The sequence below is a fragment of the Parvibaculum sp. genome (genome assembly GCF_030694575.1).
Taxonomy (GTDB): Bacteria; Pseudomonadota; Alphaproteobacteria; order Parvibaculales; family Parvibaculaceae; genus Parvibaculum.
In genome coordinates, this window is the sequence record NZ_JAUYUS010000023.1 from 60,929 (window position 1) to 79,923 (window position 18,995).

Genomic DNA, 18,995 nt, shown 5'->3' on the forward strand with positions numbered 1-18,995 from the left:
GCATCGATGGACGAAAGTCTTACAGAACTGGGCGAACACATTCTCGGCACGCTCGAAGAGTCCGTGCTGGGATTTCACGTCGCCTTCGGTGAACTCAATGTGCTGGCGCAGGCGCAGTCGATCGCACGGGTCCTGAAATTCCTGCGCGACGATCCGGCCTGCCATTTCGGAACGCTGCTGGACATCACCGCCGTCGACTATCCGCAGCGCCCGTCGCGCTTCGATGTCGTCTACCACCTTCTCTCGATGCATCAGAACCAGCGCATCCGCGTTACCGTCCGCACCGACGAGGAGACGGCGGTGCCGAGCGTGGTGACGATCTATCCGTCCGCCAACTGGTACGAGCGCGAAACCTTCGACATGTACGGCGTGCTCTTCTCCGACCATCCGGACCTGCGCCGCATCCTCACCGATTACGGCTTCAACGGTTATCCGCTCCGCAAGGATTTCCCGCTTACCGGTTACGTCGAAGTGCGCTACGACGACGACGAGAAGCGTGTGGTCTACGAGCCTGTACGGCTGGTGCAGGAATTTCGCAGCTTCGATTTCATGAGCCCGTGGGAAGGTGCCGAATACCTCCTGCCGGGCGACGAGAAGGCGGAGCACTAGATCATGGCCGAGCAGGAACTCCGCAACTATCACCTCAACTTCGGCCCGCAGCATCCCGCCGCTCATGGCGTGCTGCGCCTCGTTCTTGAACTTGACGGTGAAGTCGTCGAGCGCGTCGATCCGCATATCGGCCTGCTTCATCGCGGCACGGAAAAGCTGATCGAGTACAAGACCTACCTTCAGGCGACCCCCTATTTCGACCGCCTCGACTACGTTGCGCCGATGAACCAGGAGCACGCCTTCGTGCTCGCCGCCGAAAAGCTGCTCGGCCTCGAAGTGCCGCGCCGCGGCCAGTTCATCCGCGTCCTCTATTCCGAGATCGGCCGCATCCTCGCGCATCTGCTCAACGTCACGACGCAGGCGATGGACGTCGGCGCCCTCACGCCGCCGCTCTGGGGCTTCGAGGAACGCGAAAAGCTGATGATCTTCTATGAGCGCGCATCCGGCGCCCGCATGCACGCCAACTATTTCCGCACCGGCGGCGTCCATCGCGACCTGCCGCCGCAGCTGCTGGAAGACATCTACAATTTCTGCGATCCCTGCTCGCAGGTACTGGACGATCTCGAAGGTCTCATCACCGACAACCGCATCTTCAAGCAGCGCAACGTCGACATCGGCATCGTCTCGCAGGAAGAAGCACTCGAATGGGGCTTCTCCGGCGTCATGGTGCGCGGCTCCGGCATGGCATGGGACCTGCGCCGTGCGCAGCCCTACGAAGTTTATTCCGAGCTCGATTTCGACATTCCCGTGGGCAAGAACGGCGACTGCTACGATCGCTATCTCTGCCGCATGGAAGAGATGCGTCAATCGCTGCGCATCATGAAGCAATGCATCGAAATGATGCCCGGCGGCCCGGTGCATGTGACGGACGGCAAGATCGTGCCGCCCTCGCGGGCCGAGATGAAGCGCTCGATGGAAGCGCTCATCCATCACTTCAAGCTTTATACCGAGGGCTACCACGTGCCCGCCGGAGAGGTTTACGCGGCCGTCGAGGCGCCCAAGGGCGAGTTCGGCGTCTACCTCGTCTCCGATGGCGGCAACAAACCCTACAAGTGCAAGATCCGCGCGCCGGGTTACGCGCATCTCCAGGCCATGGACCATCTCTGCAAGGGGCACATGCTGGCGGACGTGTCGGCCATTCTCGGTTCTATCGATATCGTTTTCGGAGAGGTGGACCGGTGAGCGTACGGCGACTGGATCCCAATCAACCCGCGAGCTTCGCCTTCACGGCGGAGAACGTCGAGTGGGCGAAGCAGCAGATTGCGAAATATCCGGAAGGCAAACAGGCCTCCGCGGTCATTCCGCTTTTGTGGCGCGCGCAGGAGCAGCATGACGGCTGGCTGCCCGAGCCGGCGATCCGCTATGTCGCGGACATGCTCGGCATGGAATATATCCGCGCCATCGAGGTCGCGACCTTCTACACCATGTTCAACCTCTCGCCGGTCGGCGAACATTACGTGCAGCTTTGCGGCACCACGCCGTGCTGGCTCCGTGGCGCCGACGAACTGAAGGAAGTCTGCCGCAAGCATATCGGCCCCGAAGGCACGGTCAGCGCGGACGGCAAGTTCTCCTGGCTCGAAGTTGAATGTCTCGGCGCCTGCGTCAACGCGCCGATGGTGCAGATCAATGCCGACTTTTTCGAGGACCTCGACGCGGCGTCGTTCGAGCGCGTCCTCGCCGATCTCCGTTCCGGCAAGGAAGTGAAACCGGGACCGCAAAACGAACGTCACGCGTCCGAGCCCGCGGGCGGGCTCACCAGCCTCACAAACGTGGGCCAGGAAACCGGGACGGGCGGGGGCAACTGATGCTTGAAGACAAAGACCGCATTTTCACCAATCTCTACGGGCTCCAGGACTGGCGCCTGCAGGCGGCGCGCGGCCGTGGCGATTGGGACGGCACGGCGGACATCATCGCGAAGGGACGCGACTGGATTCTCGACGAGATGAAGAAGTCGGGCCTGCGCGGGCGCGGCGGCGCCGGTTTCCCGACCGGCTTGAAATGGTCCTTCATGCCGAAGGAGTCGGACGGCCGCCCGCATTATCTCGTGGTCAACGCCGACGAGTCCGAGCCCGGTACCTGCAAGGACCGCGACATTCTCCGCCACGATCCGCAGAAGCTCATCGAAGGCTGCCTCATCGCCAGCTTCGCGATGGGCGCGCACGCCTGCTACATCTATGTGCGCGGCGAATTCATCCGCGAGCGCGAGCAGTTGCAGGCCGCCGTCGACGAAGCCTATGAAGCCGGCCTTATCGGCAAGAACGCCGCCGGTTCCGGCTGGGACTTCGACCTCTACGTCCATCACGGCGCCGGTGCTTATATTTGCGGCGAGGAGACGGCCCTCCTCGAAAGCCTCGAAGGCAAGAAGGGCATGCCGCGCCTGAAGCCGCCGTTCCCGGCGAATGTCGGTCTCTATGGCGCCCCGACCACCGTCAACAACGTCGAGTCGATCGCGGTTGCGCCGACCATCCTCCGCCGTGGCGCGACCTGGTTCGCAGGCCTCGGTCGTCCGAACAACACCGGCACGAAACTCTTCTGCATCTCCGGTCATGTGAACCGTCAGTGCAATGTCGAAGAGGAAATGGGCATCCCGCTCCGGGAGCTGATCGAGAAACATGCGGGCGGTGTGCGCGGCGGCTGGGACAATCTCCTCGCCGTCATTCCGGGCGGTGCGTCGGTGCCGCTCCTGCCGAAATCCGTTTGCGACGATGTGCTGATGGACTTCGACTCGCTGAAGAACGTGCAGTCCGGTCTCGGCACGGCGGCCGTCATCGTCATGGACAAGTCGACCGACGTCATCAAGGCGATCGCGCGGCTTTCCGCCTTCTACAAGCATGAAAGCTGCGGCCAGTGCACGCCCTGCCGCGAAGGCACGGGCTGGATGTGGCGCGTCATGGAACGCCTCGTTGCGGGCGACGCGGAAGTTCAGGAAATCGATATGCTGCTCGACGTGACGAAGCGCGTCGAAGGGCACACCATCTGCGCCCTCGGCGATGCGGCGGCTTGGCCTGTTCAGGGTCTCATCCGCCATTTCCGGGGCACGATCGAAGAGCGCATCGCGTCCAAACGCGGCATCGCTCAGGCAGCGGCGGAGTAGGGGCAATGCCGAAACTGACAGTCGACGGCATCGAAGTAGAAGTCGAGAACGGCGCCACCGTGCTGCAGGCATGCGAGGAAGCCGGCGCCGAGATTCCGCGCTTCTGCTACCACGAGCGCCTCTCCATCGCGGGCAATTGCCGCATGTGCCTTGTCGAGGTCGAGAAATCGCCGAAGCCGATCGCCTCCTGCGCCATGCCGGTCGCCGAAGGCATGGTCGTCCGCACCAAGACCGAACAGGTCAAGCGCGCCCGCGAAGGCGTGATGGAATTCCTCCTCATCAACCACCCGCTCGATTGCCCGATCTGCGATCAGGGCGGCGAGTGCGACCTGCAGGACCAGTCGATGGCCTACGGCGTCGACGGTTCGCGCTTCCACGAGAACAAGCGCGCGGTCGAGGAAAAATACATGGGCCCGCTCGTGAAGACGGTGATGACGCGCTGCATCCACTGCACGCGCTGCATCCGCTTCTCGACCGAAGTCGCCGGCGTGCCCGAACTCGGCGCCATCGGCCGCGGCGAGGATATGGAAATCACCACCTATCTCGAACACGCGCTGACATCCGAACTCTCCGCCAACGTGGTCGATCTCTGCCCCGTCGGTGCGCTCACCTTCCGCCCCTTCGCCTATACGGCGCGCCCCTGGGAGCTCCGCAAGACGGAATCGATCGACGTCATGGATGCCGTCGGCTCCAACATCCGCGTCGACGCGCGCGGCCCCGAAGTCATGCGCATTCTCCCGCGCAACAATGACGACGTGAACGAGGAGTGGATTTCCGACAAGACACGCTTCGTCTGGGATGGTCTGAAGACGCAGCGTCTCGATACGCCCTATGTGCGCGAGAACGGCCGCCTCCGCGCCGCAAGCTGGGACGAAGCCTTCGCCGCCATCGCCGCGCGCCTGAAGGGTGTAGATGGCTCCCGCGTCGCCGCCATCGCCGGCGACCTTGCCTGCGCCGAATCCATGAAGGCCCTGAAGGACCTCTATACGGCCCTCGGCTCGCCCAACATCGATTGCCGCCAGGACGGCGCGAAACTCGATGCCTCGAACCGTGGCGCCTATCTCTTCAACACGACCATCGCTGGTATCGAGGAAGCGGACGCGATCCTGCTCATCGGCACCGACCCCCGCAAGGAAGCGGCCATCGTCAACGCGCGCATCCTCAAGCGGTCTCGCATGGGCGGCCTGAAGGTCGGCGTCGTCGGTCCGCGTCACGACCTCACCTATGATTACGACTATCTCGGCGCCGGCCCGCAATCGCTGAAGGACCTCGGCTCCTTCGGCGACGTGCTGAAGAATGCCGCCAACCCGATGATCGTTGTCGGCCAGGGCGCGCTCGCCCGCGCGGACGGCGCGGCGGTTCTCGCTGCCGCCCTTTCGCTGGCGAAGTCGGTCGGCGCCATCCGCGAAGGCTGGAACGGCTTCAACGTCCTCCACACCGCCGCCTCCCGCGTCGCCGGTCTCGATCTCGGCCTCGTGCCGGGCGAGGGCGGCCGCGACGTTGCCGGCATTCTCGACGGCGCCTCGAAAGGCGAAATCGAAATCGTGCATCTCCTCGGCGCCGACGAAATCGACATGTCGCGCCTCGGCTCCGCCTTCGTCATCTATCAGGGCACGCATGGCGACGCTGGCGCGCACCGCGCCGACGTCATCCTGCCGGGCGCCGCCTACACCGAAAAGAACGCTCTCTGGGTCAACACCGAAGGCCGTGTGCAGGCGGGCAACCGTGCCGTCTTCCCGCCGGGTGCCGCCCGCGAGGACTGGGCGATCCTGCGCGCCCTTTCCGCCGTCCTCGGCAAGACGCTTCCCTACAACGACCTCGCCGCCATTCGTACCGCGATCGAGGCCGAGGCGCCGCATTTCGCGCTGCTGGACATCCTCGTCCCCGCCGCGGACATGCCGGACCTCAAGGCCGGCGAGCTCGATGCCGCGCCATTCGAAACGCCGGTGAAGGATTTCTACCTGACCAACCCGATCGCGCGGGCAAGCGCCGTCATGGCCGAGTGTTCGGCCGGTCGCGCGGCGGCAACGCGCATCCGGGCGGCAGAGTGAGGGCGGGGCAATGACGGACTTTCTCGTCGGATACGGAATTCCACTGGCGATCATCGTCGCGCAGTCGCTTGCGCTCATCGTCGCGCTGCTGCTCGTCACCGCCTATGTGCTGCTGGCGGACCGCAAGATCTGGGCGGCAGTGCAGTTGCGCCGCGGGCCCAACGTCGTCGGCGCCTTCGGCCTGCTGCAATCCTTCGCGGACCTGCTGAAATTCGTCTTCAAGGAAATCGTCATCCCGGCCGGCGCCAACAAGGGCATCTTCCTGCTCGCGCCGCTGGTGACCGTCACCCTCGCGCTCTCCGGCTGGGCGGTGATCCCGCTCGATGCGCGCATGGTGATCGCCGACATCAACGTCGGCATCCTTTACATCTTCGCCATCTCGTCGCTCGGCGTCTACGGCGTCATCATGGCGGGCTGGGCGTCTAACTCCAAATACCCGTTCCTCTCCGCCCTTCGCGCCGCCGCGCAGATGGTCTCCTACGAAGTCTCCATCGGCTTCGTCATCGTCTGCGTACTCATGACGGCGGGCTCGCTCAATCTCTCGGCCATCGTCGAGGCGCAGCGCACCGTCTGGTACTTCATCCCGCATCTGCCGATGTTCGTGATCTTCTTCATCTCGGCGCTGGCTGAAACCAACCGCCCGCCCTTCGATCTGGCGGAAGCGGAGTCGGAGCTCGTCGCCGGCTTCATGGTGGAATATTCGTCCACCGCCTACATGATGTTCATGCTGGGCGAGTATGTGAGCATCCTGCTCATGTGCGCCATGACGACGATCCTCTTCCTCGGCGGTTGGCTGCCGCCCATCGATATCGCACCCTTCAACATGGTGCCGGGCGTGATCTGGTTCCTGCTGAAGGTTTTCCTCGTCTTCTTCATGTTCGCGATGGTCAAGGCTTTCGTGCCGCGCTACCGCTACGACCAGTTGATGCGTCTTGGCTGGAAGGTCTTCCTGCCGATCTCGCTCTTCTGGGTCGTGCTCACGGCGGGCGTGCTGGTCGGCTTCGACATCGTGCCGCAGCATTGAGGGCCGGGATCATGATCGCAATACGGGAAAGGACTGAATAATGGCCTGGCTGGATCAGTCGGCGCGGTCGCTCTTCCTCGCCGAATTCGTGTCGAGCTTCGTGCTCGCCATGCGCTATTTCTTCAAGCCCAAGGTGACGCTGAACTACCCCTTCGAGAAAGGCCCGCTCTCGCCGCGCTTCCGTGGCGAACATGCGCTGCGCCGTTATCCGAATGGCGAGGAGCGGTGCATCGCCTGCAAGCTCTGCGAGGCCATCTGCCCCGCGCTCGCCATCACCATCGAGGCCGGCCCGCGCCGCAACGACGGCACCCGCCGCACCACGCGCTATGACATCGACATGACGAAATGCATCTATTGCGGTCTCTGCCAGGAGGCCTGCCCCGTGGATGCGATCGTCGAAGGTCCGAATTTCGAATTCGCGACGGAGACGCGCGAGGAACTGATGTACGACAAGAACCGGCTGCTCGCCAACGGCGACCGCTGGGAACGCGAGATCGCGAAGAACATCGCGCTCGACGCGCCTTACCGATAACGCTTCCGAGGGACGAAGGGTCCAGATAGATGATTGGCACCGCCATCGCGTTTTACCTCTTCGCGGCGATCACAGTCGCCGCGGGTTTCATGGTGATTTCCGCGCGCAATCCCGTTCACTCGGTGCTCTTTCTCATCCTCGCATTCTTCAATGCGGCGGCGCTCTTCGTGCTGCTCGGCGCGGAGTTCCTCGCGCTGATCCTCGTCATCGTCTATGTCGGCGCGGTCGCGGTGCTGTTCCTCTTCGTCGTCATGATGCTCGACGTGGATTTCCTCGAGCTGCGCGAAGGCTTCCTGCAATACCTGCCCGTCGGCGCGTTGGTCGGCATCATCCTGTTGATCGAGCTGCTGCTCGTGCTCGGCAGCTGGGTCATCGCGCCGGAGGCGGCAGGCGTCGCAGCCTCGCCCACGCCCGCCATAACGGCCGTCGACAACACGCGCGCGCTCGGCCAGGTCGTCTACACGCAATATGTCTATCTCTTCCAGGCAGCCGGTCTCATTCTGCTGGTCGCGATGATCGGCGCCATCGTGCTCACGCTGCGCCACAAGCCGAATGTGAAACGGCAGGTCATCGCCCATCAGGTCGCGCGCACGCGCGAGACGGGCGTTGAGCTGAAGAAGGTCGAGCCGGGGCAGGGACTTTAAATCGGCGGACGCGCCGCCGGGCATCTGAACTGAAGACGGCGCGCCCGGTAAATATGAGGGGACTGGCCCCGGCGCCTCGGCGCGCGAGGGCAGGAGAAAATGATGGCAATCGGCCTCGAACACTATCTTACGGTGGCGGCGATCCTGTTCACGCTGGGCATCTTCGGCATCTTCCTCAACAGGAAGAACGTGATCGTCATCCTGATGTCGATCGAACTGATGCTGCTTGCGGTGAACATAAACCTCGTCGCCTTCTCGGCTTATCTGGGCGATCTGGCGGGGCAGGTCTTCGCGCTCTTCGTCCTCACCGTCGCCGCCGGCGAAGCGGCCATCGGCCTCGCCATTCTTGTCGTCTATTTCCGCAACCGCGGCTCCATCGCGGTTGAGGACATCAATATGATGAAGGGGTAAGGGGGAATGTACTCGGCAATCGTCTTCCTGCCGCTTCTGGGGTTTCTCATCGCGGGTGTCTTCGGCCGCTGGCTCGGGTCTCGCGGCGCGCAGATCGTAACCTCGAGCCTGCTCGTCGTCTCCGCGCTCCTCTCCGTCGTCGCCCTCGTTTCGGTCGGCCTCGGCGGCGAGACGGACCGCGTCCAGGTCATGACCTGGATCGACTCCGGCGACTTCGAGGCCGACTGGCGCCTCCGCATCGACACGCTGACCGCCGTCATGCTGGTCGTCGTCACGTCCGTTTCCGCGCTCGTGCACATCTATTCGATCGGCTACATGAGCCACGATCCGCACCAGCCGCGCTTCTTCGCCTATCTCTCGCTCTTCACCTTCGCCATGCTCATGCTGGTGACGGCGGATAACTTCATCCAGCTCTTCTTCGGCTGGGAAGGCGTGGGCCTCGCCTCCTACCTGCTCATCGGCTTCTGGTACAAGAAGCCGAGCGCCAATGCCGCTGCCATCAAGGCCTTCGTGGTGAACCGCGTCGGCGACTTCGGCCTCATCCTCGGCATCGCCACGCTCTTCTTCACCATCGGTTCCGTCGACTACGACACCGTCTTCAAGGCCATCCCGGAAATCGCGGACAAGACCTTCCCCTTCCTCGGCTACGACGTGCCCGTGGTCACTACCGCCTGCCTGTTGCTCTTCATGGGCGCCATGGGCAAGTCGGCGCAGTTCCTGCTGCACACCTGGCTGCCGGATGCGATGGAAGGCCCGACGCCCGTTTCCGCCTTGATCCATGCCGCCACCATGGTCACCGCCGGCGTCTTCCTCGTCGCGCGCCTGTCGCCCATTTTCGAGTTCTCGCAGACGGCGCTCACCTTCGTCACGGTGATCGGCGCGACCACCGCCTTCTTCGCCGCGACGGTCGGCCTCGTCCAGAACGACATCAAGCGCGTCATCGCCTATTCGACCTGTTCGCAGCTCGGCTACATGTTCGTGGCCCTGGGCGTCGGCGCCTATGAAGTCGCGATGTTCCACCTTTTCACGCACGCCTTCTTCAAGGCGCTCTTGTTCCTCGGCTCGGGCTCGGTCATTCATGCCATGAGCGACGAGCAGGACATGCGCAAGATGGGCGGCCTCTTCAAGCTCATCCCCGTCACCTGGATCATGATGGTGATCGGCACGCTGGCGCTGACGGGCTTCCCCTTCACGGCGGGCTACTACTCCAAGGACGCCGTCATCGAAGCCGCCTATGCCGGCCACAACGCCGCGCATATGTATGCCTTCACGCTGACGGTCGCCGCCGCGCTCCTCACCTCGTTCTATTCATGGCGCCTGATCTTCATGACGTTCCATGGCGAAAGCCGCGCCTCCAACGAGACGCTGAGCCACGTCCACGAGTCGCCGCTCGTCATGCTGGTGCCGCTCGTCGTGCTCGCCGTCGGCGCGCTCGGTGCGGGCGCGGTCTTCGCCCCGCTCTTCATCGGCCACGCCTACGAGGCGTTCTGGCTCGAGGCGATCTATCGCGGCGCGGAGAACCACATTCTCCACGCCATGCACGAAGTGCCGGATTGGGTGCCGTTCGTTCCGACGCTCATGATGATCGTCGGCTTCGCCACCGCATGGCTCTTCTATATCGCGCGGCCGGACATGCCCCGGCAGCTCGCCCGCACGCATGAGTCGCTCTACAAGTTCCTCCTCAACAAGTGGTACTTCGACGAGATTTACGACTTCCTCTTCGTCCGTCCGGCCTTCTGGCTCGGGCGCGTCTTCTGGAAGCAGGGCGACGGCCGCATCATCGACGGCCTCGGGCCCGACGGCATCTCCGCTCGCGTGCTCGACGTCACGCGCGGCGTCGTCCGTCTCCAGAGCGGCTATCTCTACCACTATGCCTTCGCCATGCTGCTCGGCGTCGCGGGCCTGGTGACCTGGTTCATGGTCGGGGGAACGCACTGATGACCGACGGCAATATTCTTTCGCTCATCACCTTCCTGCCGCTGGTCGGCGCGCTGGTCATTCTCGCCACGCGCGGCGACGAGGCGACCGTCGCCCGCAACGCGCGCTACGTCGCGCTCTGGACCACCGGCGCCACCTTCCTTGTCTCGCTCTACATCTGGTGGAAGTTCGACAACACCACGGCGGATTTCCAGTTCGTCCAGCAGAGGGAATGGCTCGGCGGCGCTATCAACTATCACATGGGCGTCGACGGCATCTCCATGCTGTTCGTCATCCTGACGACCTTCCTGATGCCCGCCTGCATTCTGGCAAGCTGGACGTCCATCAATACGCGCGTGAAGGAATACATGATCGCCTTCCTCGTGCTCGAAACGCTGATGATCGGCGTCTTCTGCGCGCTGGACCTGGTGCTCTTCTATCTCTTCTTCGAAGGCGGCCTCATCCCGATGTTCCTCATCATCGGCGTCTGGGGCGGCGCGCGCCGCATCTATGCGAGCTTCAAGTTCTTCCTCTACACCTTCGTCGGCTCCGTGCTGATGCTGCTCGCCATCATGGCGATGTACTGGGACGCGGGCACCACCAGCATTCCCGTCCTGCTGGAACACGATTTCCCGGCGGACATGCAGTTCTGGCTCTGGCTCGCCTTCTTCGCCTCCTTCGCGGTGAAGATGCCGATGTGGCCGGTCCACACCTGGTTGCCGGATGCTCACGTCGAAGCGCCGACGGCAGGCTCCGTCATCCTGGCGGGCATCCTGCTGAAGATGGGCGGCTACGGCTTCCTCCGCTTCTCGCTGCCCATGTTCCCGGTCGCCTCCGCCGATCTCGCCTGGCTCGTCTTCGGCCTCAGCGTCATCGCCATCGTCTACACCTCGCTCGTCGCGCTGGTGCAGGAGGACATGAAGAAACTCATCGCCTATTCGTCCGTCGCCCATATGGGCTTCGTCACGATGGGCATCTTCGCCGCCAACCAGCAGGGCGTGCAGGGCGGCATCTTCCAGATGCTCTCCCACGGCTGGGTTTCCGGCGCGCTCTTCCTCTGCGTCGGCGTCATCTACGACCGCATCCACACGCGCGAGATCGCGGCCTATGGCGGGCTCGTCAACCGGATGCCGCTCTACGCGGTCGCTTTCATGGTCTTCACCATGGCGAATGTCGGCCTGCCGGGCACCAGCGGCTTCGTCGGTGAATTCCTGACGATCCTCGGCGTCTTCAAGGTCAACACTTGGGTTGCGGCCATCGCCGCCACCGGCGTCATCCTCGCCGCCGGCTACGCGCTCTATCTCTATCGCCGCGTCGTGTTCGGCGCGCTGGAGAAGGACACGCTGAAATCCATCCTCGACCTCAATCGCCGCGAGGTCGTCACTCTCGCGCCGTTGCTCGCCGCCACGATCTTCTTCGGCGTCTATCCCTCGCCGATCATGAACGTCACGGCGGTATCGGTCGAAAATCTCGTCACGAACTACACGGCCGCCGTCGAGGCATACCGTCTCGCCGAGGGGCCGGGCATGATGTCTCAGGTCGCGAACCTGCTGAGCGGAAACTAGGCGGAAGGCCGAGGACAGAAGACCATGGAAAACGCAATCACCTCCGTGCCGGATTTCTTGCCGGCCTTGCCGGAAATCCTCATGGCCGTCGGCGCCATGGCGCTGCTGATGTACGGCGTCTTCCGCAAGAGCTGCGACGCCCACGAAACGGCTTACGGCGCGCTGGCCCTGTTCGCGCTCGTCGCCGCGCTCCTCGTCATCGAGCCGAATGCCTCCATCGAAACCTTCGGCGGCATGTTCGTGGTCGACGGCTTCACCAAGTTCATGAAGCTGCTGATCCTGCTCGCCGCCGCCGCCGCCATGGTCATGTCGCTCACCTTCATCCGCCGCGAAGGCATGGATCGTTTCGAATTCCCGGTCCTCATCGTGCTCGCCACGCTCGGCATGTTCATGATGGTCTCGGCCAACGGCCTCATCTCGCTCTACATGGGCCTCGAGCTTCAAAGCCTCTCGCTCTACGTCATCGCCGCCTTCCACCGCGACAACACGCGCGCGACCGAAGCCGGCCTCAAATATTTCGTCCTCGGCGCGCTCGCCTCGGGCATGCTGCTTTACGGCGCCTCGCTCATCTACGGCTTCACCGGCAGTGTCCAGTTCGCCTCCATCGCCGCCGTCCTCCAGTCGGACGGCACGAATATCGGCGTCATCTTCGGCATCGTCTTCGTGCTCGCGGGCCTCGCCTTCAAGATTTCCGCCGTGCCCTTCCACATGTGGACGCCGGACGTCTACGAAGGCGCCCCGACGCCCGTCACCGCCTTCTTCGCCGGCGCGCCCAAGGTCGCCGCCATGGCGCTCATCCTGCGCGTGCTCTTCGTCGCCTTCCCCTCGATGGAAAATGAGTGGCAGCAGATCGTCGTCTTCATCGCCATCGCCTCGATGCTGCTCGGCGCCTTCGCCGCCATCGGCCAGTCCAACATCAAGCGCCTCATGGCCTACAGCTCCATCTCGCACATGGGCTTTGCCATGGTCGGCCTCGCCGCCGGCACGCCGGAGGGCGTTCGCGGCGTGCTCATCTATCTCGTCATCTATGTCGTGATGAATGCCGGCGTCTTCTGCTGCATCCTCGCGATGCAGCGGAAGGAAGGCTATGTCGAGGGCATCTCCGAGCTCGCCGGCCTCTCGCGCAACCAGCCCATGGTCGCCTTCGTCATGGCTATGCTGATGTTCTCGCTTGCCGGTGTGCCGCCGCTCGCGGGCTTCTTCGGCAAGTTCTATGTCTTCATGGCCGCCGTGCAGGCCGGGCTCTATCCGCTCGCCGTCATCGGCGTGCTGTCGAGCGTCGTCGGCGCCTTCTACTATCTGCGCATCGTCAAGATCATGTATTTCGACGAGCCCGCCGAAGCCTTCGTCCAGCCCATGCCGGGCGAGCTCACCGCCATCCTCGGCATCTCGGGCTTCTTCACGCTCTTCTTCTTCATCTATCCGGCGCCGCTCATTATCGGTGCGCAGGCCGCCGTCGGCGCTCTCCTGCCTTGATGCGGGCATGACCGCGCTCCCTCCCGTTCGCCGCTTCGCGGAGATCGACAGCACCAACGAGGAAGCGCGCCGTCTCGGCGAGGCGGGCGAGCCGGGTCCGCTCTGGATCGTCGCGGAGGTGCAGACCGCCGGCCGCGGCCGTCGCGGACGAAGCTGGGTCTCTCCCACCGGCAATTTCATGGGCACGCTCTTCCTGCGTCCGCATTGCGGGCCCCGCCAGGCGGGCGAGCTTTCCTTCGTCGCCGCCGTCGCCGTGCATGATGCGGTCGAAAGCCTTCTGCCGCCGCATCTCCGCCCCGGCCTCAAGCTCAAATGGCCGAACGACCTTCTTCACGACAAGGCGAAGCTCGCCGGCATCCTCCTCGAATCCTCCGGCGTCGCCGGTGCCGAGGTCGCCTGGGTCGCGATCGGCATGGGGGTGAACCTCGCGCATCACCCCGAAGGCCTCGAATATCCGGCCACCTCCCTCGCCGCCATGGGTGCCGGCACTGTCACGCCCGATGAGGCGCTTGAAGCGCTCTCACGCTCGTTCGATAGCTGGCTCACAATATGGCGCGGCGTGCAGGGCTTCGCCGCCATCCGCGAGGCCTGGCTGAAGCGCGCGCAGGGCCTCGGCGATCCCGTCACCGTCCGCCTTTCGGACGGCACTTACGATGGAACTTTCGAGGGCCTCGCCCCCGACGGCACACTGCAACTGCGCATGCCCAGCGGCGAACTGCGCCTTGTCTCCGCGGGAGATGTGTTCTTTCGCGCCCCGGCGGGGTAAGTTCAAAATATGAGTATCTCCACATCCGTTGCCGCCCCCCGTGCCCCCCGCCCGGATGACGAGCTGGTTTTCCTGCCCCTCGGCGGTTCCGGCGAAATCGGCATGAACCTCAACCTCTACGGCTTCGGTCCCGCGCGCCACCGCGAATGGATCCTGGTCGATCTCGGCGTGACCTTCGGCGACGACCGCACGCCCGGTGTCGACGTCATCATGCCGGACCCCTCCTTCATCGTGGAGCACAAGGACAGCCTCCTCGGCATCGTGCTCACACACGCACATGAGGATCACATCGGCGCCGTCGCGCATATCTGGCCGCGCCTGCGCTGTCCCGTCTACGCGACGCCCTTCACCGCCGCCATGGTGCGCGGCAAGCTGATCGAGGCCGGCATCGAGAGCCAGGTGCCGATGCACATCGTCCCGCTCGGCCACCGCTTCGCCCTCGGCCCCTTCGACATCGAGCTTGTCACGCTCACCCATTCGATCCTGGAGCCGAACGCGCTCGCCATCCGCACGCCGCTCGGCCTCGTCATGCACACGGGCGACTGGAAGATCGACCCCGATCCCGTCGTCGGCGACGACATGGATATCGCCCGCCTCACCGAGATCGGCGACGAGGGCGTCCGTGCCATCGTCTGCGACTCGACCAACGTCTTTTCGCCCGGCACATCGGGCTCCGAAGCCGACGTCGCGTCGAGCCTCATCGACCTCATCAAATCCTGCGAGGGCAGGGTGGCCGTCACCACCTTCGCCTCCAATGTCGCCCGCCTCGAAAGCATCGCCCGCGCCGCCGAAGCCTGCGACCGGCACGCGGTGCTTGTCGGCCGCTCCATGCACCGCGTCGTCGCCGCCGCCCGCGAATGCGGCTACCTCTCGGGCCTCGCCCCCTTCGTCAGCGAGCATGACGCGGCTTACCTCCCGCGCGAAAAGGTGCTCTTCATCTGCACCGGTTCGCAGGGCGAGCCCCGCGCCGCGCTTGCCCGCATCGCCGAGGACGGCCATCCCCACATCGTGCTGGAAAGAGGCGACACCGTCGTCTTCTCGTCCCGCATCATCCCAGGCAACGAAACCTCGATCTTCGACCTGCAGAACCTGCTGGCCGAGCGCGGCGTCCGCGTCGTCACCGAGAAGGACCACTTCGTCCATGTCTCGGGCCACCCCTGCCGCGACGAACTCGCCCGCATGTATCAATGGATCAGGCCGCAAATATCGGTCCCCGTTCACGGCGAAGCCCGCCACCTCGCGGAACATGCCGTGCTCGCCCGCGAATTGCAGGTGCCGGAGCAGGTCGTGATCCGCAATGGCCTCATGGTCCGCCTCGCGCCGGGCCCCGCCGAGATCATCGACGAGGCGCCCTCGGGCCGCATCTATCTCGATGGCGACGTGCTGACGGAATCCGACGAAGGCGCCGTGCAGGAGCGGCGCAAGCTCGCCTTCGCGGGCTCCGTCTTCGTCAGCATCGTGCTCGACGGCAAGGGCGAGGTCCGTGGCGACCCGCAGGTCCGCCTCATGGGCCTGCCCGAGGAAGACGGCAACGGCGTCTCCTTCGAGGACCGCGCGCTCGACGCCGTGGACGACGCCCTCGACCGCCTGCCGAAAAAGCGCCGCGGCGACGACGATGCCGTAGCGGAATTCCTGCGCCGCGCCGTCCGCGGCGACCTCCGCCGCTACTGGGGCAAGAAAGCCCAGGTCGCCGTCGTCGTCACCCGCATCTGAACGGCCTCCGGCTCGCCTTGCCCGCATGGCGAAACCGGCCTAAACATGGGCCATTCGAATTCAACGGTAAGGAACAAGCGGATGCTCGGTCCCCTCAATCACGTCGCCATTGCCGTGCCGGATGTGCGCGCGGCGGGCGAGATGTACCGCAAGAAGTTCAGCGCCAAGGTCTCCGAAGCGGTGCCTCAGCCGGACCACGGCGTCACCACCGTCTTCGTCGATCTCGGCAACACCAAGATCGAGCTGCTTGAGCCCCTGGGCGAAAATTCGCCCATCGCCGGCTTCCTCGCCAAGAACCCGAAGGGTGGCATCCACCACATCTGCATCGAGGTCGAGGATATCGACAGCGCCTGCGAAAAGATGAACGAGGAAGGTGTCACCATTACCGGCACGGGCAAGCCGCGCATCGGCGCCCATGGCAAGCCGGTCGTCTTCCTCCACCCGAAAGACCTCTACGGCACGCTGGTCGAGCTCGAACAGGCATAAGCCCGGCAGGCCGGGGAGGGGACACACGCTCATGGAATGGCCCGCAGGCCTCGCCATCTACTTCATCCTCTGGTGGATCGTGCTCTTCGCGGTCCTGCCCTGGGGCGTCAAATCACGCACCGAGGCGGGCGAGGAAGCGATCCCCGGCACGGATGCCGGCGCCCCCGCGCGCCACGGCCTGCTGATAAAAGCCGCCGTGACCACGGTCATCGCCGCCTTCGCTTGGGCGTTCGTCGCCTGGATCTGGATCTACCAGCCCATCCCCCTCGACAGCATCCCCTTCATGCCCGACTTCAGCGCCGAATACTAAACCCGAGCAAAGAAGTCGGACTTTCCAGAAACCGAAACGCCTTCCCACCCTCCCACACTTGTCCGCCTTGGCGGACAAGCCGCCAAGAAGGAGGGAGGGTCGAAATTTGCCCTCGCAAATTTCGGGGCGGGGGCTCTGAGTCCATGCGAATGAGGTCGCTGCTTAGGGCACAAAAAGCAGCAAGGGTCACTTTCGTCCCCTTCCGCGCGCAGCACAAAAAATAGCAAGGTCACTTTCGTGGAGTTGCTCGGTAGTGTTCCCTCGGTCGCGCCCCCGCCATCCTTTTCGGACGGTCAAGGTCAGCGTTCCCTCCCTAAACTTGGGCTCGCGCTATCACGCTTTTCCCTTTTTGTTGAAGGGACTATACCCACGCTGCGTCATCCTGTCACGCACCTTTTTGCCTCTCGTGAAATTTTTGCAAGTATTACGGATGTCCGCAGCAACTTCCTGACAGGAATGAATGTCCGGCCGGCGTTTCATTGCAGCGCGAGCTTGAGAGTGAAGGCGGCCGCGATGACGATCACCGCCATGTTGAGGTCCCGCCACCGCCCCGCCAGCAGCTTGATCGCGGCATAGGAAATCACCCCGAGCCCGATCCCCGTCGCGATCGAAAAGGTGAGGGGGATCGCCAGCGCCGTCACGATGGCCGGTGCCGTCTCGCTCACATCTTCCCAATCGATATCGGCGATGCTGCGCGCCATCAGGCAGGCGATGAAGACGAGCGCGGGCGCCGTCGCGTAAATTGGCACCATCTCCGCGAGCGGCGCGAAGACGAGGCTCAGCACGAAAAGCGCCGCCACGATGACCGCCGTCAGCCCCGTGCGTCCGCCGGCATTCACGCCCGCCGCGCTTTCGATGTAGCTCGTCGTCGTCGACGTGCCGAGCGCAGCGCCGATGATGGTCGCCGATGAATCCGCCACCATCGCCTTCCGCAATCGCGGAATGTTGCCCTCCGCATCCACCAGCCCCGCGCGTTGCGCCACGCTGACCAACGTGCCTGTCGTGTCGAGCAGGTCGACCAGCAGGAACACGAAGATGATGGTGACGAACCCCGCCTGGAATGCGCCCGCCAGATCCATCTGCAGGAATGTCGGCGCGAGCGAAGGCGGCGCGGCGGCAACGCCCTTGAATTCCTGCAGTCCGAGAATGACGGCGGCAACCGTCACGCCCAGAACCGTCAGCATGATCGCGCCCGGCACGCGCCTGAATTGCAGCGCCACCAGAACGACGAAACCCGCGCAGGCGAGCAGCGCGCCCGCATCGCCGACATCGCCCAGCGTAACGAGCGTCGCCGGGTCGCCTGCCACGATGCCCGCATTCTTCAGCCCGATCAGCGCGAGAAAAAACCCGATGCCCGCGCCGATGCCGTATTTGAGCGAGCGCGGAATCGAATTCACCATCCGCTCGCGCAGCGGCGACAGCGACAGCAGCAGAAAGAGAAAACCGGAAACGAAGACGCAGCCAAGCGCGAGCCGCCAGTCGCCGCCGAACAGCGGCACCACCACGAAGGCGAAATAGGCGTTGAGCCCCATCCCCGGCGCCAGTGCCACCGGATAGTTCGCATAGAGCCCCATGATGAGGGAGCCGGCCGCCGCCGCGAGACAGGTCGCCACGAACACCGCCCCGAAATCCATCCCCGCCGCCGCAAGGATCGCGGGGTTCACGAAGACGATGTAGGCCATCGTGAGATAAGTCGTTGCCCCCGCCAGCACCTCGGTGCGGATCGTCGTGCCGTTCGCCGCGAGCTGGAACACCCGCTCGAAAACCCCGCTTCCCCCATTCGCCATTCTGCTTCCCCAGCCCTCATTTGCCTCGTCGTCAAATCCCCGCAACAATTCCTTAAACGCCCCGCGCGCAGGATGGAAGCATGATGAAGCCCGCCCTTGCCCTGTTGCTCGGCCTGCTGATCGTTTCCCCGCTTCGGGCGGAGGAACGGCTCGCGGGTGCGGACGACCTGCGACACGCGCAGATATCCGAAGCCGACTGCGCCCGCCTCGCTCCCTACCTGCCCGGTGGCGCGGATTACGTCCCCGGTATCGCCGCCGACGGCCGCGCCGTTGCCCCCGCCGACCTCGATGGCGGCTACCGCTATGGAAACCGCTCCGTTTACGAATTTGATGTGACACTCGATCCGCTGGTCGGCCGCAATCCGGCCTTCAATTCCGCCACCAAAATGATCGTCGCCCGCGTCGTCATCGACATGGAAACCGGCCGCACCACGATAGATGGCCACGACGTCTCCGGCGGTAACCATGCCATCGCCGAGGCCTGTGCAGGATTGCATCACAAGCCGGTGAAATAGCCTCCGCCGCGCCCGCCTTTCATTGACATGCACCCGGTACGCCCGCACCCTTCGGCGGGGTTGATGTTGGGGTGTCTTCAATGCGTTTCCTTTAC

General features: G+C 64.2%; 18 protein-coding genes. 17 read left to right on the plus strand and 1 reads right to left on the minus strand.

All coding sequences use genetic code 11. The annotated features are described in order from the left end of the window. The first annotated feature begins 6 nt into the window (after positions 1–6). From Q8S60_RS03990 to Q8S60_RS04065, 16 genes are all read left to right on the plus strand, one after another. Positions 7–609 carry an NADH-quinone oxidoreductase subunit C gene (locus tag Q8S60_RS03990; protein ID WP_305277624.1) on the plus strand — a complete coding sequence of 201 codons (603 nt, stop codon included), beginning with the start codon at positions 7–9 and terminating at the stop codon, positions 607–609. A 3-nt stretch (positions 610–612) separates the two neighbouring features. After that, positions 613–1,791: an NADH-quinone oxidoreductase subunit D gene (locus Q8S60_RS03995; RefSeq protein ID WP_305277625.1), complete on the plus strand. Its 1,179-nt coding sequence runs from the start codon at positions 613–615 to the stop codon at positions 1,789–1,791. Then, positions 1,788–2,414: an NADH-quinone oxidoreductase subunit NuoE gene (gene nuoE / locus Q8S60_RS04000; RefSeq protein ID WP_305277627.1), complete on the plus strand. Its 627-nt coding sequence runs from the start codon at positions 1,788–1,790 to the stop codon at positions 2,412–2,414. Before Q8S60_RS03995 ends, nuoE begins: the two co-directional genes overlap by 4 nt. Continuing rightward, complete coding sequence (gene nuoF, locus Q8S60_RS04005; protein ID WP_305277628.1) at positions 2,414–3,703, plus strand: NADH-quinone oxidoreductase subunit NuoF; 1,290 nt, start codon at positions 2,414–2,416, stop codon at positions 3,701–3,703. Before nuoE ends, nuoF begins: the two co-directional genes overlap by 1 nt. Before the next feature lie 5 nt (positions 3,704–3,708). Then, positions 3,709–5,754: an NADH-quinone oxidoreductase subunit NuoG gene (gene nuoG, locus Q8S60_RS04010; protein WP_305668382.1), complete on the plus strand. Its 2,046-nt coding sequence runs from the start codon at positions 3,709–3,711 to the stop codon at positions 5,752–5,754. 10 nt (positions 5,755–5,764) lie between these two features. After that, positions 5,765–6,778, plus strand: a complete 1,014-nt coding sequence (gene nuoH / locus Q8S60_RS04015; protein WP_305277631.1) for an NADH-quinone oxidoreductase subunit NuoH — start codon at positions 5,765–5,767, stop codon at positions 6,776–6,778. Between the two features lie 40 nt (positions 6,779–6,818). Next, entirely contained in the window at positions 6,819–7,310 is a 492-nt protein-coding gene (gene nuoI, locus Q8S60_RS04020) for an NADH-quinone oxidoreductase subunit NuoI (protein ID WP_305277632.1), read from the plus strand. A gap of 29 nt (positions 7,311–7,339) precedes the next feature. Next, a complete protein-coding gene (locus tag Q8S60_RS04025; RefSeq protein WP_305277633.1) occupies positions 7,340–7,954 on the plus strand; it encodes an NADH-quinone oxidoreductase subunit J in 615 nt (204 codons plus the stop codon). A gap of 102 nt (positions 7,955–8,056) precedes the next feature. Then, positions 8,057–8,365, plus strand: a complete 309-nt coding sequence (gene nuoK, locus Q8S60_RS04030) for an NADH-quinone oxidoreductase subunit NuoK (protein ID WP_305277634.1) — start codon at positions 8,057–8,059, stop codon at positions 8,363–8,365. Between the two features lie 6 nt (positions 8,366–8,371). Next, positions 8,372–10,303 (plus strand): NADH-quinone oxidoreductase subunit L, encoded by a 1,932-nt coding sequence (nuoL, locus tag Q8S60_RS04035; RefSeq protein ID WP_305277635.1) that lies wholly within the window; start codon positions 8,372–8,374, stop codon positions 10,301–10,303. Beyond that, entirely contained in the window at positions 10,303–11,847 is a 1,545-nt protein-coding gene (locus Q8S60_RS04040; protein ID WP_305277636.1) for an NADH-quinone oxidoreductase subunit M, read from the plus strand. Before nuoL ends, Q8S60_RS04040 begins: the two co-directional genes overlap by 1 nt. 24 nt (positions 11,848–11,871) lie before the next feature. Continuing rightward, positions 11,872–13,323, plus strand: coding sequence for an NADH-quinone oxidoreductase subunit NuoN (nuoN, locus tag Q8S60_RS04045; protein WP_305277637.1), 1,452 nt, complete (start codon positions 11,872–11,874; stop codon positions 13,321–13,323). 7 nt (positions 13,324–13,330) lie between these two features. After that, positions 13,331–14,089, plus strand: a complete 759-nt coding sequence (locus Q8S60_RS04050) for a biotin--[acetyl-CoA-carboxylase] ligase (RefSeq protein WP_305277638.1) — start codon at positions 13,331–13,333, stop codon at positions 14,087–14,089. A 9-nt stretch (positions 14,090–14,098) separates the two neighbouring features. After that, positions 14,099–15,802 carry a ribonuclease J gene (locus tag Q8S60_RS04055; protein WP_305277639.1) on the plus strand — a complete coding sequence of 568 codons (1,704 nt, stop codon included), beginning with the start codon at positions 14,099–14,101 and terminating at the stop codon, positions 15,800–15,802. 81 nt (positions 15,803–15,883) lie between these two features. Then, on the plus strand, positions 15,884–16,288 hold the full coding sequence (gene mce, locus Q8S60_RS04060; protein WP_305277640.1) for a methylmalonyl-CoA epimerase: 405 nt from the start codon (positions 15,884–15,886) through the stop codon (positions 16,286–16,288). A gap of 31 nt (positions 16,289–16,319) precedes the next feature. Beyond that, on the plus strand, positions 16,320–16,598 hold the full coding sequence (locus Q8S60_RS04065) for a DUF1467 family protein (RefSeq protein WP_305277641.1): 279 nt from the start codon (positions 16,320–16,322) through the stop codon (positions 16,596–16,598). Between the two features lie 476 nt (positions 16,599–17,074). On the opposite strand, the gene Q8S60_RS04070 is transcribed toward Q8S60_RS04065, so the two are convergent. After that, on the minus strand, positions 17,075–18,385 hold the full coding sequence (locus tag Q8S60_RS04070) for an NCS2 family permease (protein WP_305277642.1): 1,311 nt from the start codon (positions 18,383–18,385) through the stop codon (positions 17,075–17,077). Between the two features lie 80 nt (positions 18,386–18,465). Between Q8S60_RS04070 and Q8S60_RS04075 the strand changes: the two genes are divergently transcribed. Beyond that, complete coding sequence (locus Q8S60_RS04075) at positions 18,466–18,900, plus strand: hypothetical protein (protein ID WP_305277643.1); 435 nt, start codon at positions 18,466–18,468, stop codon at positions 18,898–18,900. The last annotated feature ends 95 nt before the right edge of the window (positions 18,901–18,995 follow it).